This window comes from Clostridium kluyveri (genome assembly GCF_001902295.1).
In the GTDB taxonomy this organism is placed as follows: domain Bacteria; phylum Bacillota; class Clostridia; order Clostridiales; family Clostridiaceae; genus Clostridium_B; species Clostridium_B kluyveri_B.
The window spans coordinates 4297135-4316525 of the sequence record NZ_CP018335.1 but is presented as its reverse complement, the minus strand read 5'-3'; the positions used below and the strand labels follow the sequence as shown (position 1 = coordinate 4316525).

16 protein-coding genes are annotated in these 19391 nt (G+C 28.4%); 13 read left to right on the top strand and 3 right to left on the bottom strand.

Annotated elements, in window-relative coordinates:
- The first annotated feature begins 7 nt into the window (after positions 1–7).
- The 3 genes from BS101_RS21165 to spoIIR all read left to right on the top strand — a co-directional run bounded on the left by BS101_RS21165 (position 8) and on the right by spoIIR (position 4474).
- Positions 8–1465 carry a spore germination protein gene (locus BS101_RS21165; protein WP_073540754.1) on the top strand — a complete coding sequence of 486 codons (1458 nt, stop codon included), beginning with the start codon at positions 8–10 and terminating at the stop codon, positions 1463–1465.
- 53 nt (positions 1466–1518) lie between these two features.
- Positions 1519–3762, top strand: a complete 2244-nt coding sequence (locus tag BS101_RS21160) for a Ger(x)C family spore germination protein (RefSeq protein ID WP_073540753.1) — start codon at positions 1519–1521, stop codon at positions 3760–3762.
- A 76-nt stretch (positions 3763–3838) separates the two neighbouring features.
- Positions 3839–4474 carry a stage II sporulation protein R gene (gene spoIIR, locus BS101_RS21155; RefSeq protein ID WP_073540751.1) on the top strand — a complete coding sequence of 212 codons (636 nt, stop codon included), beginning with the start codon at positions 3839–3841 and terminating at the stop codon, positions 4472–4474.
- Between the two features lie 170 nt (positions 4475–4644).
- Here spoIIR and BS101_RS21150 read toward each other — a convergent pair whose 3' ends face one another.
- Positions 4645–5853: an MGDG synthase family glycosyltransferase gene (locus BS101_RS21150; protein WP_073540749.1), complete on the bottom strand. Its 1209-nt coding sequence runs from the start codon at positions 5851–5853 to the stop codon at positions 4645–4647.
- Positions 5854–6129: 276 nt separating this feature from the next.
- On the opposite strand from BS101_RS21150, the gene ypeB reads away from it, so the two are divergent.
- The 6 genes from ypeB (at position 6130) to rho (ending at position 13016) form a co-directional block, all read left to right on the top strand.
- On the top strand, positions 6130–7500 hold the full coding sequence (gene ypeB / locus BS101_RS21145; RefSeq protein WP_073540748.1) for a germination protein YpeB: 1371 nt from the start codon (positions 6130–6132) through the stop codon (positions 7498–7500).
- A gap of 415 nt (positions 7501–7915) precedes the next feature.
- Positions 7916–8329 carry a DUF1934 domain-containing protein gene (locus tag BS101_RS21140; RefSeq protein WP_073540746.1) on the top strand — a complete coding sequence of 138 codons (414 nt, stop codon included), beginning with the start codon at positions 7916–7918 and terminating at the stop codon, positions 8327–8329.
- Positions 8330–8558: 229 nt separating this feature from the next.
- The gene (locus BS101_RS21135) at positions 8559–8867 is read left to right on the top strand and encodes a ribose-5-phosphate isomerase (RefSeq protein WP_073540744.1); all 309 of its coding nucleotides are present in this window, start codon (positions 8559–8561) and stop codon (positions 8865–8867) included.
- Between the two features lie 255 nt (positions 8868–9122).
- Entirely contained in the window at positions 9123–10736 is a 1614-nt protein-coding gene (locus BS101_RS21130) for a CTP synthase (RefSeq protein ID WP_073540742.1), read from the top strand.
- 284 nt (positions 10737–11020) lie between these two features.
- Positions 11021–11365: a hypothetical protein gene (locus BS101_RS21125; protein ID WP_073540740.1), complete on the top strand. Its 345-nt coding sequence runs from the start codon at positions 11021–11023 to the stop codon at positions 11363–11365.
- 220 nt (positions 11366–11585) lie between these two features.
- The gene (rho, locus tag BS101_RS21120) at positions 11586–13016 is read left to right on the top strand and encodes a transcription termination factor Rho (protein ID WP_416232354.1); all 1431 of its coding nucleotides are present in this window, start codon (positions 11586–11588) and stop codon (positions 13014–13016) included.
- Positions 13017–13071: 55 nt separating this feature from the next.
- Here the strand turns inward: rho and rpmE are convergent, their stop codons facing one another.
- Both rpmE and BS101_RS21110 read right to left on the bottom strand, forming a co-directional pair.
- Complete coding sequence (gene rpmE / locus BS101_RS21115; RefSeq protein WP_012104031.1) at positions 13072–13284, bottom strand: 50S ribosomal protein L31; 213 nt, start codon at positions 13282–13284, stop codon at positions 13072–13074.
- 126 nt (positions 13285–13410) lie between these two features.
- Positions 13411–15411, bottom strand: a complete 2001-nt coding sequence (locus tag BS101_RS21110; RefSeq protein WP_073540728.1) for a methyl-accepting chemotaxis protein — start codon at positions 15409–15411, stop codon at positions 13411–13413.
- Between the two features lie 260 nt (positions 15412–15671).
- On the opposite strand from BS101_RS21110, the gene BS101_RS21105 reads away from it, so the two are divergent.
- The 4 genes from BS101_RS21105 (at position 15672) to BS101_RS21090 (ending at position 19363) form a co-directional block, all read left to right on the top strand.
- Positions 15672–16613 (top strand): DUF1385 domain-containing protein, encoded by a 942-nt coding sequence (locus BS101_RS21105; RefSeq protein WP_073540726.1) that lies wholly within the window; start codon positions 15672–15674, stop codon positions 16611–16613.
- Entirely contained in the window at positions 16613–17476 is an 864-nt protein-coding gene (gene prmC, locus BS101_RS21100) for a peptide chain release factor N(5)-glutamine methyltransferase (protein ID WP_073540724.1), read from the top strand. Before BS101_RS21105 ends, prmC begins: the two co-directional genes overlap by 1 nt.
- Positions 17477–17593: 117 nt before the next feature.
- On the top strand, positions 17594–18667 hold the full coding sequence (gene prfA / locus BS101_RS21095) for a peptide chain release factor 1 (RefSeq protein WP_073540722.1): 1074 nt from the start codon (positions 17594–17596) through the stop codon (positions 18665–18667).
- A 60-nt stretch (positions 18668–18727) separates the two neighbouring features.
- Positions 18728–19363: a hypothetical protein gene (locus BS101_RS21090; RefSeq protein WP_073540720.1), complete on the top strand. Its 636-nt coding sequence runs from the start codon at positions 18728–18730 to the stop codon at positions 19361–19363.
- The last annotated feature ends 28 nt before the right edge of the window (positions 19364–19391 follow it).

The following is a 19391-nucleotide window of genomic DNA, read 5'->3' as shown; positions in this document are numbered from 1 at the left end:
GACTACCATGAAAGAAGAAGTAATAAGTTCTATATATCCCCAGGTGGATAAAAATATAAGCTACTTAAAAGAATTATTTAAAGACAATTCAGATATAGTTTTCAGAGAATTTTATATAGGGGATGTTAAATGTGCTCTGGTATATATAGATGGAATGGCAGATAAAATACTTTTAAGTGATTTATTAAGGGGGCTAATGACTAGAGCCCGATATGTGCAACATGCAGAGGGTATAAAAGATAAGTTGATAACTATATCTGATGTAAAAGAATTAGAAGATTTCAAAAAAGGAATAGATCTAATACTATCAGGTGATACTCTGATGGTACTTGAGGGATTGAAGAGCTTTTATATACTTTCAACAAGATTATGGCCTGCAAGGGGGGTATCGGAACCTTCAGGAGAGACTGTTTTAAGAGGGTCTAGAGATGGATTTACAGAAACTATTAGATTTAATACAGCATTAATAAGAAGAAGAATAAGAGATACTAGGCTTAAGATTGTATCTAAGCCTTTGGGAGTAAGATCTAAGACTGATTTAGTGGTGATGTATATAAATGATATAGTGGATACTAAGGTATTGGAAGAGCTCATGAAAAGATTAGACAATATAAATATAGATGCAGTTTTAGATAGTGGATATATAGAGCAGCTTATAGAAGATAATAAATGGTCTTTTTTTCCTCAGATTCAAAGTACTGAAAGACCTGATGTGGTATCTTCCGCATTATATGAAGGAAGAATCGCAGTGTTAGTGGATAACTCTCCCTTTGCTGTTATAGTACCTACCACAATGGCAAATTTATTTCAGTCACCAGATGATTATTATCAGAGATGGATATATGGATCAACTATAAGGATAATACGATTTATATCTATTATAATTTCACTTATAATGCCTTCTCTTTATGTAGCAGTTACTTCTTTCCATACAGGAATAATACCTACTAAATTAGCATATTTTATTGCAGCTTCTAGAGAAGGAGTTCCATTCCCTGCATTTATTGAAGCTATAATTATGGAAGTGAGTTTGGCATTATTATTAGAATCCATAGCTAGATTACCCAAAGCTATAGGTGCTACTACAGGTATAGTGGGAGGGCTAATTATAGGTCAGGCAGCAGTTCAGGCTGGAATAGTAAGTCCTATAATGATAATTATAGTTTCTATTACGGCCATAACTAGTTTTACTACCCCTAATTATGAAATGACTTCAGCATTTAGGATGATTAGATTCTTACTTATAATTTTTGCGGCAATAGCAGGGTTCTACGGAATTATGATTGGACTTATATTCACTTTAATACATCTAATTAGACTTAAAAGTTTTGGGGTATCCTATTTATCTCCAATGGTAAATGAAAATACTAATGATTTCAAAGACATGTATATAAGAGTACCTATTAATTTTTTAAAAAGAAGACCTAAGTATATGAATACTCAAGATAAAGTAAGACAAAGATAAAAAATTTTAATCACATAGGTTTTAAATTTAAAAAAGGGAGGGGGATATATTAGATGCAGCATGAGAATTTTATAAAGGAATTTGGATTATTTAGTACCATTATAGCAACTATTGTGGGGGTGGGAATATTCTCCTACCCAAGACAATTGGCAAGCAAAGTGGGCACTGATGGGTGGATTGTAGCCATAATAGGTGGAATAATAATTTATTTTATATTTTATATTTGCTATAAAAGTATAAAAGCCAATGAATATAATAAGTTTAACATTATACTTGAACAAAACTTTGGAAAAATATTAGGGGGTATTTTAGCTCTTATTTTTGTTGTATATAGTATATTCTCTATATCTTTAGGTATGAGAATATTTGTGGAAGTTATAAAGATGTATTTGCTTGAAAAAACTCCTACAGAATTTTTAATAATCATAACTATATTTGCAGGAATTTATCTTGTAAGAAATGAATTGGGGACTTTGATAAAATTTAATGAAGTTTGTTTTTGGGTAATGTTTATACCTGTGATATTAGTTTTATTATGTGCTTTGAATAAAACGGATTTTACTAATATTCTGCCTGTATTCAATAGCAGCATTTACAGTCATCTAGATGCATTAAAAAGTTCCATATACAGCTTTGCAGGTATAGAAATAATATATTTAATAGGACCTTTTGTAAAAAATAAATCAACTATAACTAAGACAGTTTTAAAGAGTATTGTATTCATAACTTTATTTTATGTTATAATCGTCATTTTTTCTTTAGCCATTTTCTCTAAAGAACAAACTAAAATATTATTGTGGCCTACTATAACTATGATAAATTCTATAAATATACAAGGAGCTTTTATAGAAAGATGGGAAGGCGCAATAATGGCTATTTGGATCATATTTTATTTTACTACCTTTTCCAATGTGTATTATTTATCCTCTGATATAATAAAGGATATATTTAAATTAGATGATATAAAACTTTCATCTGCCATAATAGCTCCTGTGATATATATAATGTCTTTATATCCCCAAAATATAGCAGAAGTATATAATGTAGGGGATAGATTTATACCTATATTATTTTTATACAGTTCAGTCATACTTCCTATAATTATACTTTTGGCAGGAAAATTTAAAAAAAGATTTCATAGTGGAAAAGTAATGTCTATACTTCTGATTTGTGTACTTCTAACTGGATGTTGGGATAAAGTTGAAATAGAAAACACTGATTTAGTTTCTGTAGTAGGAATAGATGCAGGGGAGGATATAGGAAAAAGAAAGGAGTCTAAAAATGTTAAGCCAACAGATATGGAGTTAAAAAAGCTTCATGTAACTTTTGGAACCCCAGACTTAAGCAAATTAGGACCGGATAAAGGTGGCATATCTGGAGATAAATATATAGATGTAGATTCATACTCAATACAGGATGCAATAAGTAGTGCTATGCTTAAAAGCAGTAGGTCTGTAAGGTTTAGTCATACAAAGTTGCTAGTACTAGGACAAAATTTGATGATGTATCCTGATGTGGTAAAGGAAGTAGTTGATTATCTTCAGAGAGAACCTTCTTTAAATAGAAATATGTATATAGTTACATCACAAGGAAGTTCACAAAAGTATGTAAAATTCAAGACTTCAGTAGAAAATAGTGTTGAGAGTTATATACTAGGCTTAATAGAAAATGATGCTAAAAGTAGTGAGATTGTACCTGTTACCTTAAATGATTTTTTAATCCAAATGAGTGAAAATGGAAACAGCATATTACCTAGAATTGTTATGGATAATGATAATAAAAATATAAAGATTGCAGGAACAACTGCAATTAAAGATTTTAAACAAAAAGGGAGTTTAAATGAAATAGAAACCGCTGATATAGAATTATTGAGAGGTAATTTAAAAGGTGGGAAAAAGATGATATATGTAGATAATCATCCTGTGGATATAACAATGGATAATATAATGAGAAAAATGAGAATGTACCAAAGCAAAGGGAAATTATCATTTTATATATATTTAGATATAGAGGGACAGATAAAAAACTACTATACTAACAATAATATTTTATCTGTAGACAAATTAAGCTATATTGAGAAAAATTTTAATGAGGTTATATCTAGAGAATGTGAGCAAGTGGTAAAATTCACCCAAAGGGATTTAGAAATTGACCCTATAGGATTTAGAGAATATATTGAGAAATATCATCCCCATGTATGGAAACAAATAAAGGGTAACTGGGAAGAAGTATATAAAAATGCAGTTGTAAATGTGAATGTAGATACGAAAATAAGAAGAATTGGCGTAGTAAAATAAAATAGAATGAATATAAAAGAAGTAAATGGTAATAATTACTAATATATTACAAGATTAGAAAATGGGGGTATAGTCTATGAAAAAATTTGTATTAGTATTTATTATAAGCATATGTATTATATGTTCTTATTTAGTTAAAGTAAAGAGTAATAATATACAGGATGATGTAGCCTCTAAAATCATAAGATTTCACGTTATAGCAAATAGTGATTCAGAGTATGATCAGAATCTTAAATTAAAAGTTAGAGATGAGGTATTAAAATATATGATACCTAAATTAAAGAATTGTAAAAATATAGATGATTCAAGGAGAGTTATAAAAGAAAATAATAAAATAATATTAGATATAGCAAATAAGGTGATAAAAGAACAGGGTTATGATTATCAAGCTAAAGGTAGTTTATCCCAGGTTAATTTTCCTATAAAGAGTTATGGTAACATAACTCTTCCACAGGGCACCTATGAAGCTTATAGAATAATTATAGGTAATGGAAAAGGTCAGAACTGGTGGTGTGTAATGTTCCCTCCTTTGTGTTTTGTAGACATTACAAAAGGACAAGTATCTTATAAAAAAGTATCAGATGAAATGAAAAAAGTTTTAACACCAGAAGAATATAAAATGGTTAATAATAATGCGTTAAATATGAATAATAAAAATAATATAAAAGTTAAATTTAAAATATTAGAATTATTAAAAGGTATGGGAATATAAAGATATGATATATAGCATAAGAATTGAATTATAGAATTAAGAGTTATAATTTATTTTAAATATTTACTCTTAATTCTAAGCTTAAAATGTGGCATTAATTTAAATGAAAATTTATACAGTATACTTCTTAACAAAACATTGTATACTGTAAAATAATTTTAAGATAACTCTTAGAAAATATTTTTCTGAGCATTTAGAAAATGCTCCAATGTTACCTTTAACATTGACTTTTTTGGTTTTAAAAAATAAGGTTCAATTAATTTTTTTTGTACAAGTCTATCAATTAAATTAAATATGTCATCACTAGCATAAGGTTTAGAAAATTTATAGCAGTTTTCACTCATGATGTTCAGGATATCTTTAGAATTTAACAGCTTTTCTATATTTTCCTTGAATTTTTCTATGTCAGTTAAATCTATAGCAAGGTTATGTTTTAGTAAGAATTCTGCATTTTTTTCCTCTTGACCAGGTATAGGAGAAAGAAGACCTATGGGTATTTTACATATTAAAGCTTCGGTAATAGTAAGTCCTCCTGGTTTAGTCAAAAGAAGATTACTAGCTTGCATATATTTGTTCACATGTTGAGTAAAACCTATAATTATTGTGTTTTTTAGAGAACTTTCTCCAATTTTTAAAAGTTCTGAATAAAGTTTTTTATTTTTACCTGTTATTATTATTATTTGAATATCTGCATTAACTTTATCCAACTGTTTATATATGTTTAATATTTTTCCCATACCTAAACTTCCACCCATGATTAATATGGTGAATTTAGCAGGAGATAGCTGTAAGCTTTTTAAAATATCTTCTCTGCAATAATTTATGCTAAATTCAGGCTTAACAGGTATACCTAAATTGTAAATGGTATTCTCTGGGATGCCCTTAGATATCATTTTGTCAATCATATCTTCGTTAGAAACTACATAGGCATCTAAATAAGGATGAAGCCAGGAATTGTGAGGATAATAATCAGTAATTATACACATACAAGGTATGGTCATATTATATTTTGATTTTAGCACTGACAACATTTCAGCAGAAAACGAATGAGTGGATATTAATATATCCGGATTAAAATCATTAATAAGCGGAAGTAATTTACAAGTCATAGCTTCAATAAGTCTTGAACTTATAACATTTGTAATTTTATAGTCATATTCCGAATATGTATATAATTTTCCATATAAATAAGGATATACCTTTAAAGATTTCAAATATCCTCCTATTACTACCTTATCTATTATAGGATTTATATATTTAAGAGTATCAATAATCTGTATTTCTGATTGTGGTGCTCTTAAAACTATGTAATCTTTTAGGGCTTCTGCAGCGGTGCCATGACCACCACCAGCAGAAATTGAAAGAATTAAAACCTTCATTTAATCACCTTCTGATTCAATGTGTAATTTTATTATATAGAATGCAGCAAAAATAATAAACTAGTTTAACAAACATTTAAGAAAAAATTAATAATAAAGAATACTAGTAAAAGTTAAATATAATAGTAGTATTAGCGTTTACATATATATTAATCAAATAATACATAACAATTAGATAAATGCAGATAATATAGTATATACACTAATGATACATATATTAAAGGTGTTCTTATTATAATTACTACAAAAATACTTGTAAGGAAGAGGTGTAAATTCATGAGGACTACTAAAAAGAGAATAATATATACTGCCCTAGTAACACTTATTGTAGTATTTTCAAGTACATTTGCAGTTTTAATGACTCTTGAGAGGAACGATTATAGAAATTATTTACAAGGTGAATATGGTAAAAGTATGTATGAATTAATAGATGCAGTTGAAAATATAAGGGTAAATTTAACTAAAGCAGCTATAGTTGGTTCAAGGGAACAGAAAATAGCCGTTTTTGAAGAAATATTTAGGCATTCTGCTGTAGCAAGTGATAAACTGCATTCACTGCCGGTATCACAGCCAACAATATCGGATACTAGTAAATTTTTGACTCAAACTGGAGATTTTTGCTATAGTCTAGCTAAATCCTCTACAGAAGGTAATCAATTAACTGATGAAGATTATAAAAATATAGAAGAATTAAAAAAGGAATCTGTTATTTTAGAAAATCAATTGAAATCTGTATCGGATAACATAAATCAAGGAAAAGTAGGGTGGGGAGAAATAAGGAAGAAGATTACTGGAGTTCTTGCCAAAAGTAATGGAACGTCTGTATCTCAGCAATTTGAAGGAATACAAAAGCAAGTAGTTCAATATCCTGCGCTAATTTATGATGGACCGTTTTCAGATAATGTACTTGAAATAACACCTAAAATTAACTCACAAAAAGAGGTATCGAAAAGTGATGCAGAGAAAATAGCCAGAGGAGTCATAGGAAAAAATAAAATAGAAAATCTAGAAGTATCAGAAGTTAATGGAAAGACCGATATAAAGACCTATAGATTTACAGCAGCACTTAAAGGTAGAGCTAGAAAAGAAGATAGGGTAGTCTGTGAAATAAGCAAAAATGGAGGAAAAATATTTTACTTAATAAATGATAGAAGTATAAATAATAGTTCAATAAATGTAGCAAAAGCGGTGGACATTGGATTGAAGTATTTAAATGACTTAGGGTATCAGAATATGATCTCCACATATTCTTTAAAATATGGCAATGTAGCAGTTATAAATTATGTGTATAGTCAGGATGGAATTGTTATGTATCCAGATCAAATAAAGTTAAAAGTAGCTTTAGATAATGGAGAAATTATAGGGGTGGAATCAGAGAAATATTTAGTAGCCCATGAAGATATCAGGAAAATATCCAATCCTAAAATAAGTTATGAAAAAGCTAAAGAAAAAGTTGGAAGCAGGTTAAATATATCAAACCAAAGGATTACTGTAATTCCTACAGATACTAATAAAGAAGTATTATGTTATGAGTTTTCCGGTAACTATAATGATGATGATTTTAAAGTTTATATAAATACGGAAACTGGATATGAAGAAAGAATAATTCAAATAATAAATACCCCAAATGGTCAGCTTACCATATAATTTGTAAAATGATTCTTGGATTTAGGTAGATTTATTCATAAAAATGACTTTATCTATGGATGTCATAGTGATTAGGTATCTCTTTGAAAAAGTTTAGATTTTAATAATGACAGCCACCACATAAATATTAAATCACACTCCTTTGTAATAGTGAGTGTGATTTTTTAAAATATATTTTAATATAATAATCAATTGATAATACATTTAAATATGAAAATTACTTTGGTATAATTAAAATACTATAGTAATAGATATTAACATAGTACTGGAATGAAAAAAGAAATGATAAATTGGAGGGTGTGAAAATGTTAAGAAGGGAAGGTGAGAAATCTTATAGATTTACTAAGAATCGATTCTATATGTAATTTTAAGTATACAGTGTAATATTTATATCTTAGTAAAGTATAAGTATATCATGAAAAAAAAGGCTATTATATCTGTATCTAGTAAGCAAATTGATAATGAAGTTATAGAGGTTGTTACTCCAGGCAATTTTTACAGAAAAGATGATTCTTATTATGCTGTTTATGAGGAAACTGAGCTTTCCGGTATGGAGGGAACTACTACTACATTGAGAATAAAAGATAATAAATTTTCTCTTATAAGAATGGGAAGTACCAGTACTAAAATGGATTTTAACAAGGATAAAGGGAGTGTTTCAATTTATAAGACACCTTACGGTACTATAGAACTAAAAATAGAAACTAGTAAATTAAATATAAATGTAAATGAGGCAGGAGGGGATGTATTTGTCAACTATAGTATGAGTGCTGCTGGACAAGCTCCCCAAAATACACAATTAAAGATAAATATAAAAACACAGGATTAAATTTCCTGTGTTTATTTGTGATTAAAAATATTGATATATGGCAATTAATTAAATATTAGATGAGTGTTATACTCAAATAAAGTTTGCCATAAGTAATACTTTTCTGTGAATGGGCATAAGAGGCATAAGAAAAACTTATTCGGAGATAATGCAGTGATTATTCTTTATCAAAAAAAGACAAAAGCATTGGCAATAGCAACCTTGGGACAAAATTAAAAGGAGAGCATATATGAAAAGATATTTTACAGATAAAGAAGAGGTATATTGTAAAATAATTAATATATTATGTGAATATAAAGGTTTGGATAAACAGGATTTACTTCAAATATTAAAGGATAGATCTTGTAAACACTTATATTTTTTACTTATAAAAAAATACAAATGCTGTGATTTAGAATTGATTCAAAAAGACTTTCCTCTATTAAATAAGAATAACATAAAGAATAATATAAAAAAGGCAGAAGAGAAATTGTTATTAAATAAACACATAAGAGAAATGTACTTTGAAGCAGAAGAGATAATGAATAGAGCAAAATAAAATAAATAATTTTCTAATAAGAAAATAAAATAACTAGAATATAAAGAAAAAATATGCTATCATATTAAGTATGTTTTTCATAAAAACATACCATTCGTATTATAAGGGTACTTTTAATTATAAGACTAATTAAATATTTTGTCAATAGTTTTCAGAATTTTATTTTAGACGATGTAATTAAAAGTTTATAAAATAATGAATTTTATTATGATAAAAATGTAGGGGGTGACGCTGCTTTTAAAAGCAGGAATTTTTATGAATACAAAATATATATTTGTAACAGGGGGAGTAGTATCTTCATTAGGAAAGGGAATAACGGCTGCTTCATTAGGAAGATTATTAAAAAATAGAGGACTTAAGGTTTCAATTCAGAAATTTGATCCATATATAAATATAGATCCAGGGACTATGAGTCCATATCAACATGGAGAGGTTTTTGTTACAGATGATGGAGCAGAAACAGACTTAGATTTAGGCCATTATGAAAGATTTATAGACGAAAGTTTAAGTAGAAACAATAATATTACCACAGGAAAAATATATTGGGCAGTGATATCAAAAGAGAGAAAGGGAGATTATTTAGGGAGTACGGTTCAAGTAATTCCTCATATAACAAATGAGATAAAAGCAAGAGTATATAAAGTTGCAGAAGAAAAAAATATAGATGTAGTTATAACTGAGATTGGAGGTACCGTAGGAGATATAGAATCACTACCTTTTTTAGAAGCTATAAGACAGATAAAATATGATGTTGGTGTTGAAAATGTATGTTTTATACATGTTACATTAGTACCTTATTTAAAAAAATCAGGAGAATTGAAAACCAAGCCTACTCAACATTCAGTTAAAGAATTAAGAAGTATAGGTATACAGCCAGATATAATAGTGTGCCGTTCAGAGAAATTAATTTCCAATGATCTAAAAGAAAAAATAGGGTTATTTTGTAATGTAGAAAGAGATTCGGTGATACAAAACTTGGATGCAGAAAATTTATACGAAGTTCCACTAATGCTTCATAGAGAAGGGCTGGATAACTTAGTATGTAAAAAATTGAAGTTGCAATGTAATGAGACAGATAATACCGAATGGATCAGTATGGTAAACAAAATAAAAAAATTATCTAAAAATGTTAATATAGCTTTAGTAGGAAAGTATGTAGAACTTCATGATGCATACATATCTGTAGTGGAAGCATTAAGTCATGGGGGATATGCTAATGATGCAAATGTAAATATAAAATGGCTGAATTCTGAGGATATCACAAAGGACAATATAGAAGAGTATTTAAATGACATAGATGGAATATTGATTCCAGGAGGTTTTGGTGATAGGGGAATAGAAGGGAAAATATTAACAGCAGGTTGGGCTAGAAAAAATAAAATCCCTTTTTTCGGTATATGTCTTGGAATGCAATGTGCTTTAATAGAATTTGCTAGAAGTGTACTTAAATACGAAGGAGCTCATAGTTCAGAGATAAACCCTGAAACTAAATATCCTGTTATAGATTTAATGCCGGATCAAAAAGACATAGATGAAAAGGGAGGCACTATGAGACTTGGAAAATATCCTTGCAAACTTTTGAAAAATAGTATTTCTTTTAAAGCTTATGGGGAAGATGTCATATATGAAAGACATAGGCATAGATATGAATTTAATAATATTTATAGGGATGAATTAACAGAAAAGGGCTTAATACTTTCAGGAACAAGTCCTGATTCAAAACTAGTAGAAATTATAGAAATAGAGGAGCATCCATGGTTTGTAGGTGTACAATTTCATCCTGAACTTAAATCAAGACCTAATAGACCCCATCCTTTATTTAGAGATTTTATAAAAGCATCTTTGAATAGTAAGCATAAGTTTGATTAAACAACTAACTATTTAATATATTTAATTAGTTGTTAATTTTTGGATATTATAGTGCGGTAACCATAATAAATTTTTGTCGAAAGAAAATAATATAATTATAGGTTATTATAGAGAATTTTATGAAGGATTTTGATGATATTTATAGAAATTAAATATATAAATAGTTGTTTAGATAAGTTCTTTTAAGGTTCAGATGGAGATAAGCATTTCTCTACAGCAAACTCTACCTGAGCCCTAGAATTACTTGATAAAAAGTTCAAGATACAATTCAGGAGGTGAGTTTTATGATATTTGAAACAAATATGGGTATTGCCATAAAAACCTTAGAAGGAAATTATATTCTTAAAAATTTTTCCGCATTTAATCTAAATAAAATTAATCAAAATTCTACTTCCTTAGATGTGAGCTTTTTAAATAATAAAATATTGTCTTTAAAAGTAAAATGTATATTTTGTGAAAATACACATTATTATAAATACAGTATAGGTGAACTTATTAGAAAAGGTATGATAATCGGAGGATGTGATATATTAGGATTACCTATATTATATATAGGCAACTGTAAAATCATAGAAAATGAAATTCTAAAACACAATAAAGTTAACACCAAAATATATGCAATGATATGATTTTTTTTATTATTTATACAAAAAATATGGATTAAACTATGAAAAAAGGGTATAATGTATGTTAAAAGTATCCTTTCTGTATAAAATCTTTTTAGTTGATTAAATATATTCATATATGTATTCAATATTTATTTTTAGTATTCCCTAATTAAATTATAGTATGATTTGAATTTAAATAATTGTGAGGTGTTACCTTTTGAAGGATAAAGATATAAATGACATGACAGTTACTGAGTTGAGAGAAGTTGCCAAGGCTTTACAAATAAAGAATATATCAAGGTATAAAAAGGTTGAATTAATTGAAGAAATAAAAAAAGTTTCTCCAGCACATATAAAAAAAGATGGAGTCATTCTTAGAGAGAAAATAAGTCCTAAGAATGAATCAATAGGAAAGTGTAGGGAAGTAGAACCCACTTCAAAATTGGATGAAGTGAAGCTTCAGGAACCAAAAATAGAAGAATCAAAAATAAATTGTGGTGAAAAAAAAGAAAAACTTAAAGAAATGATAAATGAATCAGATAGTGCAAGGGGAGTACTTGAGATAATTGAAAATAATAATTATGGATTTTTAAGAGGAAAAAATTATTTAACAGGTCCTGACGATATATATGTATCTCCTTCTCAAATAAGAAGATTTAACTTAAAAACTGGAGATGAAGTCTGTGGAAAGGTCAGAACTCCAAAAGAAGGAGAAAAATTTAAGGCATTATTGTATGTTGAGAGAGTAAATGGAGAAAATCCAGAAAGAGCAGTTGGAAGAAAACCTTTTGAAACCCTTACTCCCATATATCCCAATCAAAGACTAAGGCTAGAAACTAATAGTTCAGATTTATCTACTAGACTTATGGACATAATCTCGCCTATAGGAAAAGGTCAGAGAGGAATTATAGTTGCCCCTCCTAAAGCAGGTAAAACTACTCTTCTAAAAAAAATAGCCCAAAGTATTTCAAAAAATCATCCAGAAATAAAACTTATAGTTGTACTTATAGATGAAAGACCGGAAGAAGTCACAGATATGCAAAGGTCTATAAATGGAGAAGTAATTTATTCAACTTTTGATGAAGAACCAGAACATCATACTAAAGTTGCTTATATGGTACTTGAGAGAACAAAGCGAATGGTAGAACAAGGACAGGATGTAGTAATACTTTTAGATAGTATTACCAGACTTTCACGAGCTTATAATTTAACCATAACTCCCACAGGCAGGACTCTTTCAGGAGGATTAGATCCTGGAGCACTTGTAATGCCCAAAAAATTTTTTGGCGCAGCAAGAAACATAGAAGAAGGGGGAAGTCTTACCATACTTGCCACTGCTCTTATTGAAACTGGAAGCAGAATGGATGATATGATATTTGAGGAATTTAAAGGAACTGGTAATATGGAAGTTCATCTAGACAGAAAGCTTCAGGAAAGAAGAATATTCCCTGCTATAAATGTGTATAAATCAGGTACAAGAAGAGATGATTTACTCTTTGAGAACGGAGCAGAAAAAGAGACTGCTTTTAACATAAGAAAGGTATTATATGATGAAAATAATAATCAAAATATTTTAGAACAGTTGATAAGTTTAATGTCAAAAACTAAGAATAATATGCAGCTTATTAACATTGCTAATAAAATGGATATGGGAAAATATGCAAATAAATAATTAAGATAAAAACCTGTCTTAAAAAAAGACAGGTTTATAAGTAAAGTGAGAAACTTTATTCTTCATTTTTTAAATTAAATTTCTTTAAGAATCTATCAACTCTTCCACCGGCATCTACTAATTTTTGTTTACCAGTAAAGAAAGGATGGCACTTAGAGCATATTTCCACTTTTAATTCTTTTTGTGTTGAACCAGTTGTAAAAGTGTTTCCACATGCGCACTTAACTACCGAATCATGATAGTATTCTGGATGTATGCCTTTTTTCATAATATTCACCTCTTTCAAGTTTAAAGAGAACTTTAAATTTTAACTTCTGTATTATAACATAGAGGTGAAATTAAGTCAAATTTTGCTTTTCTATAACACTGTTAGTATTAAAAAACTATATTCAAGTTATAAATTAAATCTGTTTATTATATCATTTAATTCAACATAGATATTTTTAAGTTCCTGCATATTTTCATTTATAGCTTCTATGGAGTTATTTTGTTCTTCCACTGAAGCGGCCAATTGCTGACTTCCAGCAGAAGATTCCTGTGAAATATCAGATATATTTTTTATAGCCTGTATAACGGAATTTTTATTTAGTTCTACCCGATTAATCTTTTCAGTCAATATATCTACATTTGTTAACATATCATTTATAGAGTTTTCAATTATTAAGAATAATTTATTGGATTGTTCCATATTTTCAGTGACTTCAGAATTGATTTTATTGGAATCAATAACATTTTTTTGTGCCATTTTTATTTCATCTTGTATTTCTTGTATTACTTTTGAAATTTTACCTATGGCTTGTTTAGTTTGTTCTGAAAGAGCTCTTACCTGATCTGCAACTACAGAAAATCCTCTTCCAGCTTCTCCAGCTCTGGCAGCTTCAATAGCAGCATTTAATGCCAAGAGATTGGTCTGTTCTGATACAGATGTTATGGTACTTACTATTTCACCTATAGATTGAGATTTTTGTGTTAAATTATGCATACTTTTTGATACCTGATTAGATGCTTTGTTATTGTCCTTCAATTTTGAGCTTAACAGTTTTATTGTCTGTACTCCACGGGAACTTGTATCTTTTGTAGTATAAAAGTATTTTTTAACTTTCTCAACAGCATTTGACACGTCTTTAATTTCGTAGGATAAATCATCCAATTTATTTACTCCATCATTAGCATTATTTACTTGAATAATGGAACCTTTGGCCATTTCTTCTGTGGTCTTAGAAACTTCATCTATTGACCTTGAGGTTTCATATAATGAAGCGGCTATACTAGATGAATGAGTGGATATATTGTTAGAGCTGTTTTTGATATTTTTAATTATGGCAATTAAAGTACCTGATAATGATTTTATATCTGCTGCTATTACACCTAATTCATCCTTATTTTTAATTGTATCATTTAATTTATTTTTATCATATTTAAAATTTAATTTTTCTATTTCAGATATAACATATCTTATATTTTTTATAGGTTTAGATATAATGTTTGAAATATATCTAGAGACTATAATAGCAGCGATTATACATACAATGAAAATAATTAAATTTAAAATTACAAGTGAATTTAATTTTTTAGTAAATTCACTTTTAGGTACCGCAAATCCTACGGTCCAGTTGGATATTTTCACTTTAGAGGATAAAAAATATTTATTTATACCATCATAGTCTTTCAAAGATAATAACTTATTATTTTTATTTGCAATTTCAATGTATTTTCCGCCACTGAAAGTATTTAAATTTTTAAGTGTTTCCCCCGAAGGTTTAAGTTCTTTATATGGATGAACAAGTACGTTATTTTCTTCATTTAATAAATAACCATAGCTGTTTTCAACAGGGGTTGCCTTCCCGATTACTTCCGTAATAACATCCATCTTTAAATCTTCTGCCATTACTCCTATAAGCTGCCCATCCTTTTCTACAGGCATTGTTATGGATACAACTATTTTTTTAGTATACATATCAAAATATGGTATATATGATATTTTATTTTGTTCTATTGTATTCTTATACCAGGATCTTTTTGTACAGTTATAACTATCTGGAGGTACCCAACCTGCTCCATCTAATATACCTCCACTTGGAAGTCCCATGTATAAGTCAGATATGTTAGAATTTGATTTAAGCTTTTCTTTAAAATAGGCAAGTGATTTAGTATTATCACCTACAATATTGTTATCATACATAGTCTGTACAATTTGTTTAAATAGAGCAGTTTCTTTATCTAACCAACTGTTTACTATATTTGAATAGTTCTGTGATGATATAATCATTTTGTCACTATATTGATTTATAATAATATTTCTAGATACTAAATAACTTCCTATAGATGAACAAAGTAGTAATAATATAGTTAGTGATAAAGTTAAAAGGGTCATTTTACTTTTAATACTTTTCATAATCAGTCCTCCTTTTTGCTATAATAAAAAATAAAGTATTCTAAAAGTATTTTTATATGATGATATCATTGATATTATTTATATATCGGCGGTTGTTTTGATAATTTGATATGTTATATATAGTTTTTTTATGAAAGTATCATATATATTTTGGGGTTTTTAACTTCTTTAAAAAGAGTAATACCAAAATACATACTTTTATATATGTTATGACTTTGTTAAAATATATTTAATAATTTAAAAAGCTTTTAAAAGGAGGGATGTTAGTAGTGAAAAGTACATCTGTTGGAGGACAGGCAATAATAGAAGGTGTTATGATGAGGGGCGTACACGGTATAGCTACAGCTATAAGAAAGTCAAATGGTGAGATTATTGTTAATGTAGAAGAAAGTATACCCTACAGTAAAAGAAGTATTTTTTTAGGATTACCTATTATAAGAGGATTCGTATCCTTGATAGAATCTCTAGTTATAGGTATACGTTCATTAAATTATTCTGCTTCTTTTTTTGAAGAGTATGATGAGCCATCTAAATTTGACAGGTGGTTTCAAAATATATTTAAGGAAAAAACTGAAAGTATAATTATGGTAATAACTTTATTTATATCTTTAGTTATTGCCACGGTTTTATTTTTTATATTTCCCACCTTTGTGGCAAATATATTTAAAAAATTCTCAGTATATGATAGTATAATTCTTAATATAATTGAGGGAGTAATTAGGGTAATTGTTTTCCTTATGTACTTGTTTTTAATAGGGAATATGGAGGATATAAAAAGGGTGTTCCAGTATCACGGTGCAGAACATAAAACTATTTTCTGCTATGAAAATTCAAAGGAACTTACACCGGAGAATGCACAGAAGTTTACCAGGCTCCACCCAAGATGCGGCACTAATTTTTTATTTTTAGTTATGATAATAAGTATAATACTCTTCTCATTAACAGGATGGGGAAACATCTGGGAGAGAATTTTATACAGAATAATTTTATTGCCTGTAGTTTCTGGAGTTACCTATGAACTTATAAAATGGGTAGGAAAAAATGATAATTTTTTATCTAAAATTATATCTTATCCTGGACTTATGCTTCAGAAAATTACTACAAGAGAACCAGATTATAAACAATTGGAAGTAGCAATTAGAGCATTAAAGAGTGCAGAAGGAATAGATAAAGAACAAGAGGAAAGTAGAGAATTACTATAATGGTTGAATTTTATGATGTTAGTACACTTTTGAAATATGGCTATAAAGTTTTAAAGGATAAAAAAATCATCAGTTATATTTTAGATTCCCAGCTTTTATTAGGGAAGGCTATAAATAAGGATAGACTATTTATAGTTATAAATGCAGATTATAAAGTTACTAAAGAAGAAGCCGAAAAATATTATTACTATTTAAAATTAAGAGAAGAAAAAATGCCTGTAAAATATATATTAGGACAATGTGAGTTCATGGGAATGGATTTTATAGTAAAACCTGGAGTATTAATACCACGGCCAGATACGGAAACTTTAGTAGAACAGGCCTTAAAAGAGATAGATAGTAATGAGTTTTATAATATATGCGATTTGTGCTGTGGCACAGGAGCTATTGGAGTATCATTGGCTAAGTTTGTGGAACATATAAATGTAATATGTTGTGATATATCAGATACAGCCTGTGAGGTGGCAGAACAGAATGTAAGAAGGTACAGCTTAAGCAAAAGAATAAGTATTGTTAAAAGTGATTTAATGGAGTATTTTATTTTGAACGAAATAAAATTTAATATGATTGTATGTAATCCTCCTTATATAAAAGAAAGTGTCATAGATACTTTAATGGAGGATGTAAAGAACTATGAACCTCATGAAGCTTTAAGTGGAGGAGAAGATGGATTAGAGTTTTATAGGAAAATAGTTAAACAGAGTCTAAAAGTCCTAATTGAAAACGGCATACTTATGTTTGAGATAGGATATGATCAGAAAAAAGATGTTACAAGTATACTAATGAAATATGGATTTAAAAATATAACCTGTATAAAAGATTTAGCAGGAAAAGATAGAGTCATTAAAGCAGTGATTGCATAACATTTAAATGTTATGCAACAGATATTATTTTTTAAGATTATAACATTTATTGTGATGAATAGAAATGATATGATATAATAATTAGTTGTGAAAATATTTATACGGAGTGATAAAATTATGTTAGAAAGACTTAATTTCATAGAAAATAAATATGAAGAACTGTCTATTAAAATAAGTGACCCCACAATTATAGCAGAACAAAAAAAATGGCAAAAATTGTGTAAAGAACATGCAGAATTAGAAGAAATAGTTATGAAATATAGAGAATATAAAGAAGCACTGCAGGATTTGGAAGACAATAAAGAAATGCTGAGGGAAGAAACAGATAAAGATATGAGGGAGATGGAACAGGAAGAAATAAAAAGGCTTGGGGATGTTATAGAAAAAAGAGAAAATGAGCTTAAAATATTACTTCTTCCTAAAGATCCAAATGATGATAAAAATGTATTTGTAGAGATAAGAGGCGGTGCAGGGGGTGAAGAAGCAGCTTTATTTGCAGCAAATCTTACAAGAATGTATACACGGTATGCAGAAATTAAAGGATGGAAAGTAGAAACTATAAGTTTAAGTGCTACTGATATAGGAGGATTTAAAGAAATTGTATTTATGGTAAAAGGCAAGGATGCCTATAGCAGGTTGAAATATGAAAGTGGCACTCACAGAGTGCAGAGAGTTCCAGATACAGAATCCAGTGGAAGGATTCATACATCAACGGCTACTGTAGCTGTACTGCCAGAAGTTGATGATGTAGATATAGTAGTTAATCAAAATGATATAAGGATAGATGTATTTAGGGCATCAGGTCATGGGGGACAGTGTGTCAACACTACTGATTCAGCAGTGAGAATCACACATTTACCAACAGGCCTTGTGGTATCCTGTCAGGATGAAAAATCTCAGCTTAAAAATAAAGAGAAGGCTATGAAGGTACTTAAATCAAGGCTTTATGAAAAAGCTCAAGAAGAAAGAAATGCAAGCATTGCAGAAGATAGAAAAAATCAGGTAGGTACAGGGGATAGAAGTGAGCGAATAAGAACTTATAATTATCCACAGGGAAGAGTTACAGATCATAGAATAGGAATGACTTTATATAAACTTGATTCATTTTTAAATGGGGATATAGATGAAATAATAGATGCATTAATAACAGAAGATCAAGCCCAGAAGATGAAATCTATAGGCAGCAGATAAAAATTATCAGGATAATTCAGAGAGGAGATGGAAACCGTTAAATTGCACTAACGGGAAAGTATGAATATAGATAAAGCCATTAGAAAGCAAAAAAAATCTTATAAGATATTTATGCTGTCAATGGTTTTTATTTTTTTTCTTTTACCAATAGTTTTTATTTTAAACAGAAAATTTTATGTGTTTTATATGTTTTATCTTATAGTTTTAGAGAGCCTAATTTTTTTAACAATTATTATTACAATTAATAATGAGTTTTTAAAATTTGAGTATGATGGATATAGGCTAAAAATAAATATGGGAGTGAGAAATGTTAAATTAAACATAATATGTAGTAAGGTTGTATTAGTACATGTAGAAAATTATATAGTAAAAAATAGTAAATCAGTAGACTTTAGAGTTATCTTTTTATCTACAGCTAAATCTAGAAATAATAGAATTATTCCTGTAAATAGAGAGTTTTTGAGAAAACACCCTTATTTAGCTCATCAGTACAATAAGCTTAAAATTTTACGTCCCAATGCAAAATTTTATTATACTATAGTAAAAAATGGAAGATTAAATAAATATCTTTTTTTGGATACTGTTTATAAAAGTTGTGTTTATGCCTATTTTACTAAAGAAACCATAGAAAAAATAAAATACTATAGGGAGAATTCGGAAAATTACAATCTATATAAGAAAAATATAACTACTTGAAAATATAATTCATATATTATAGATTATT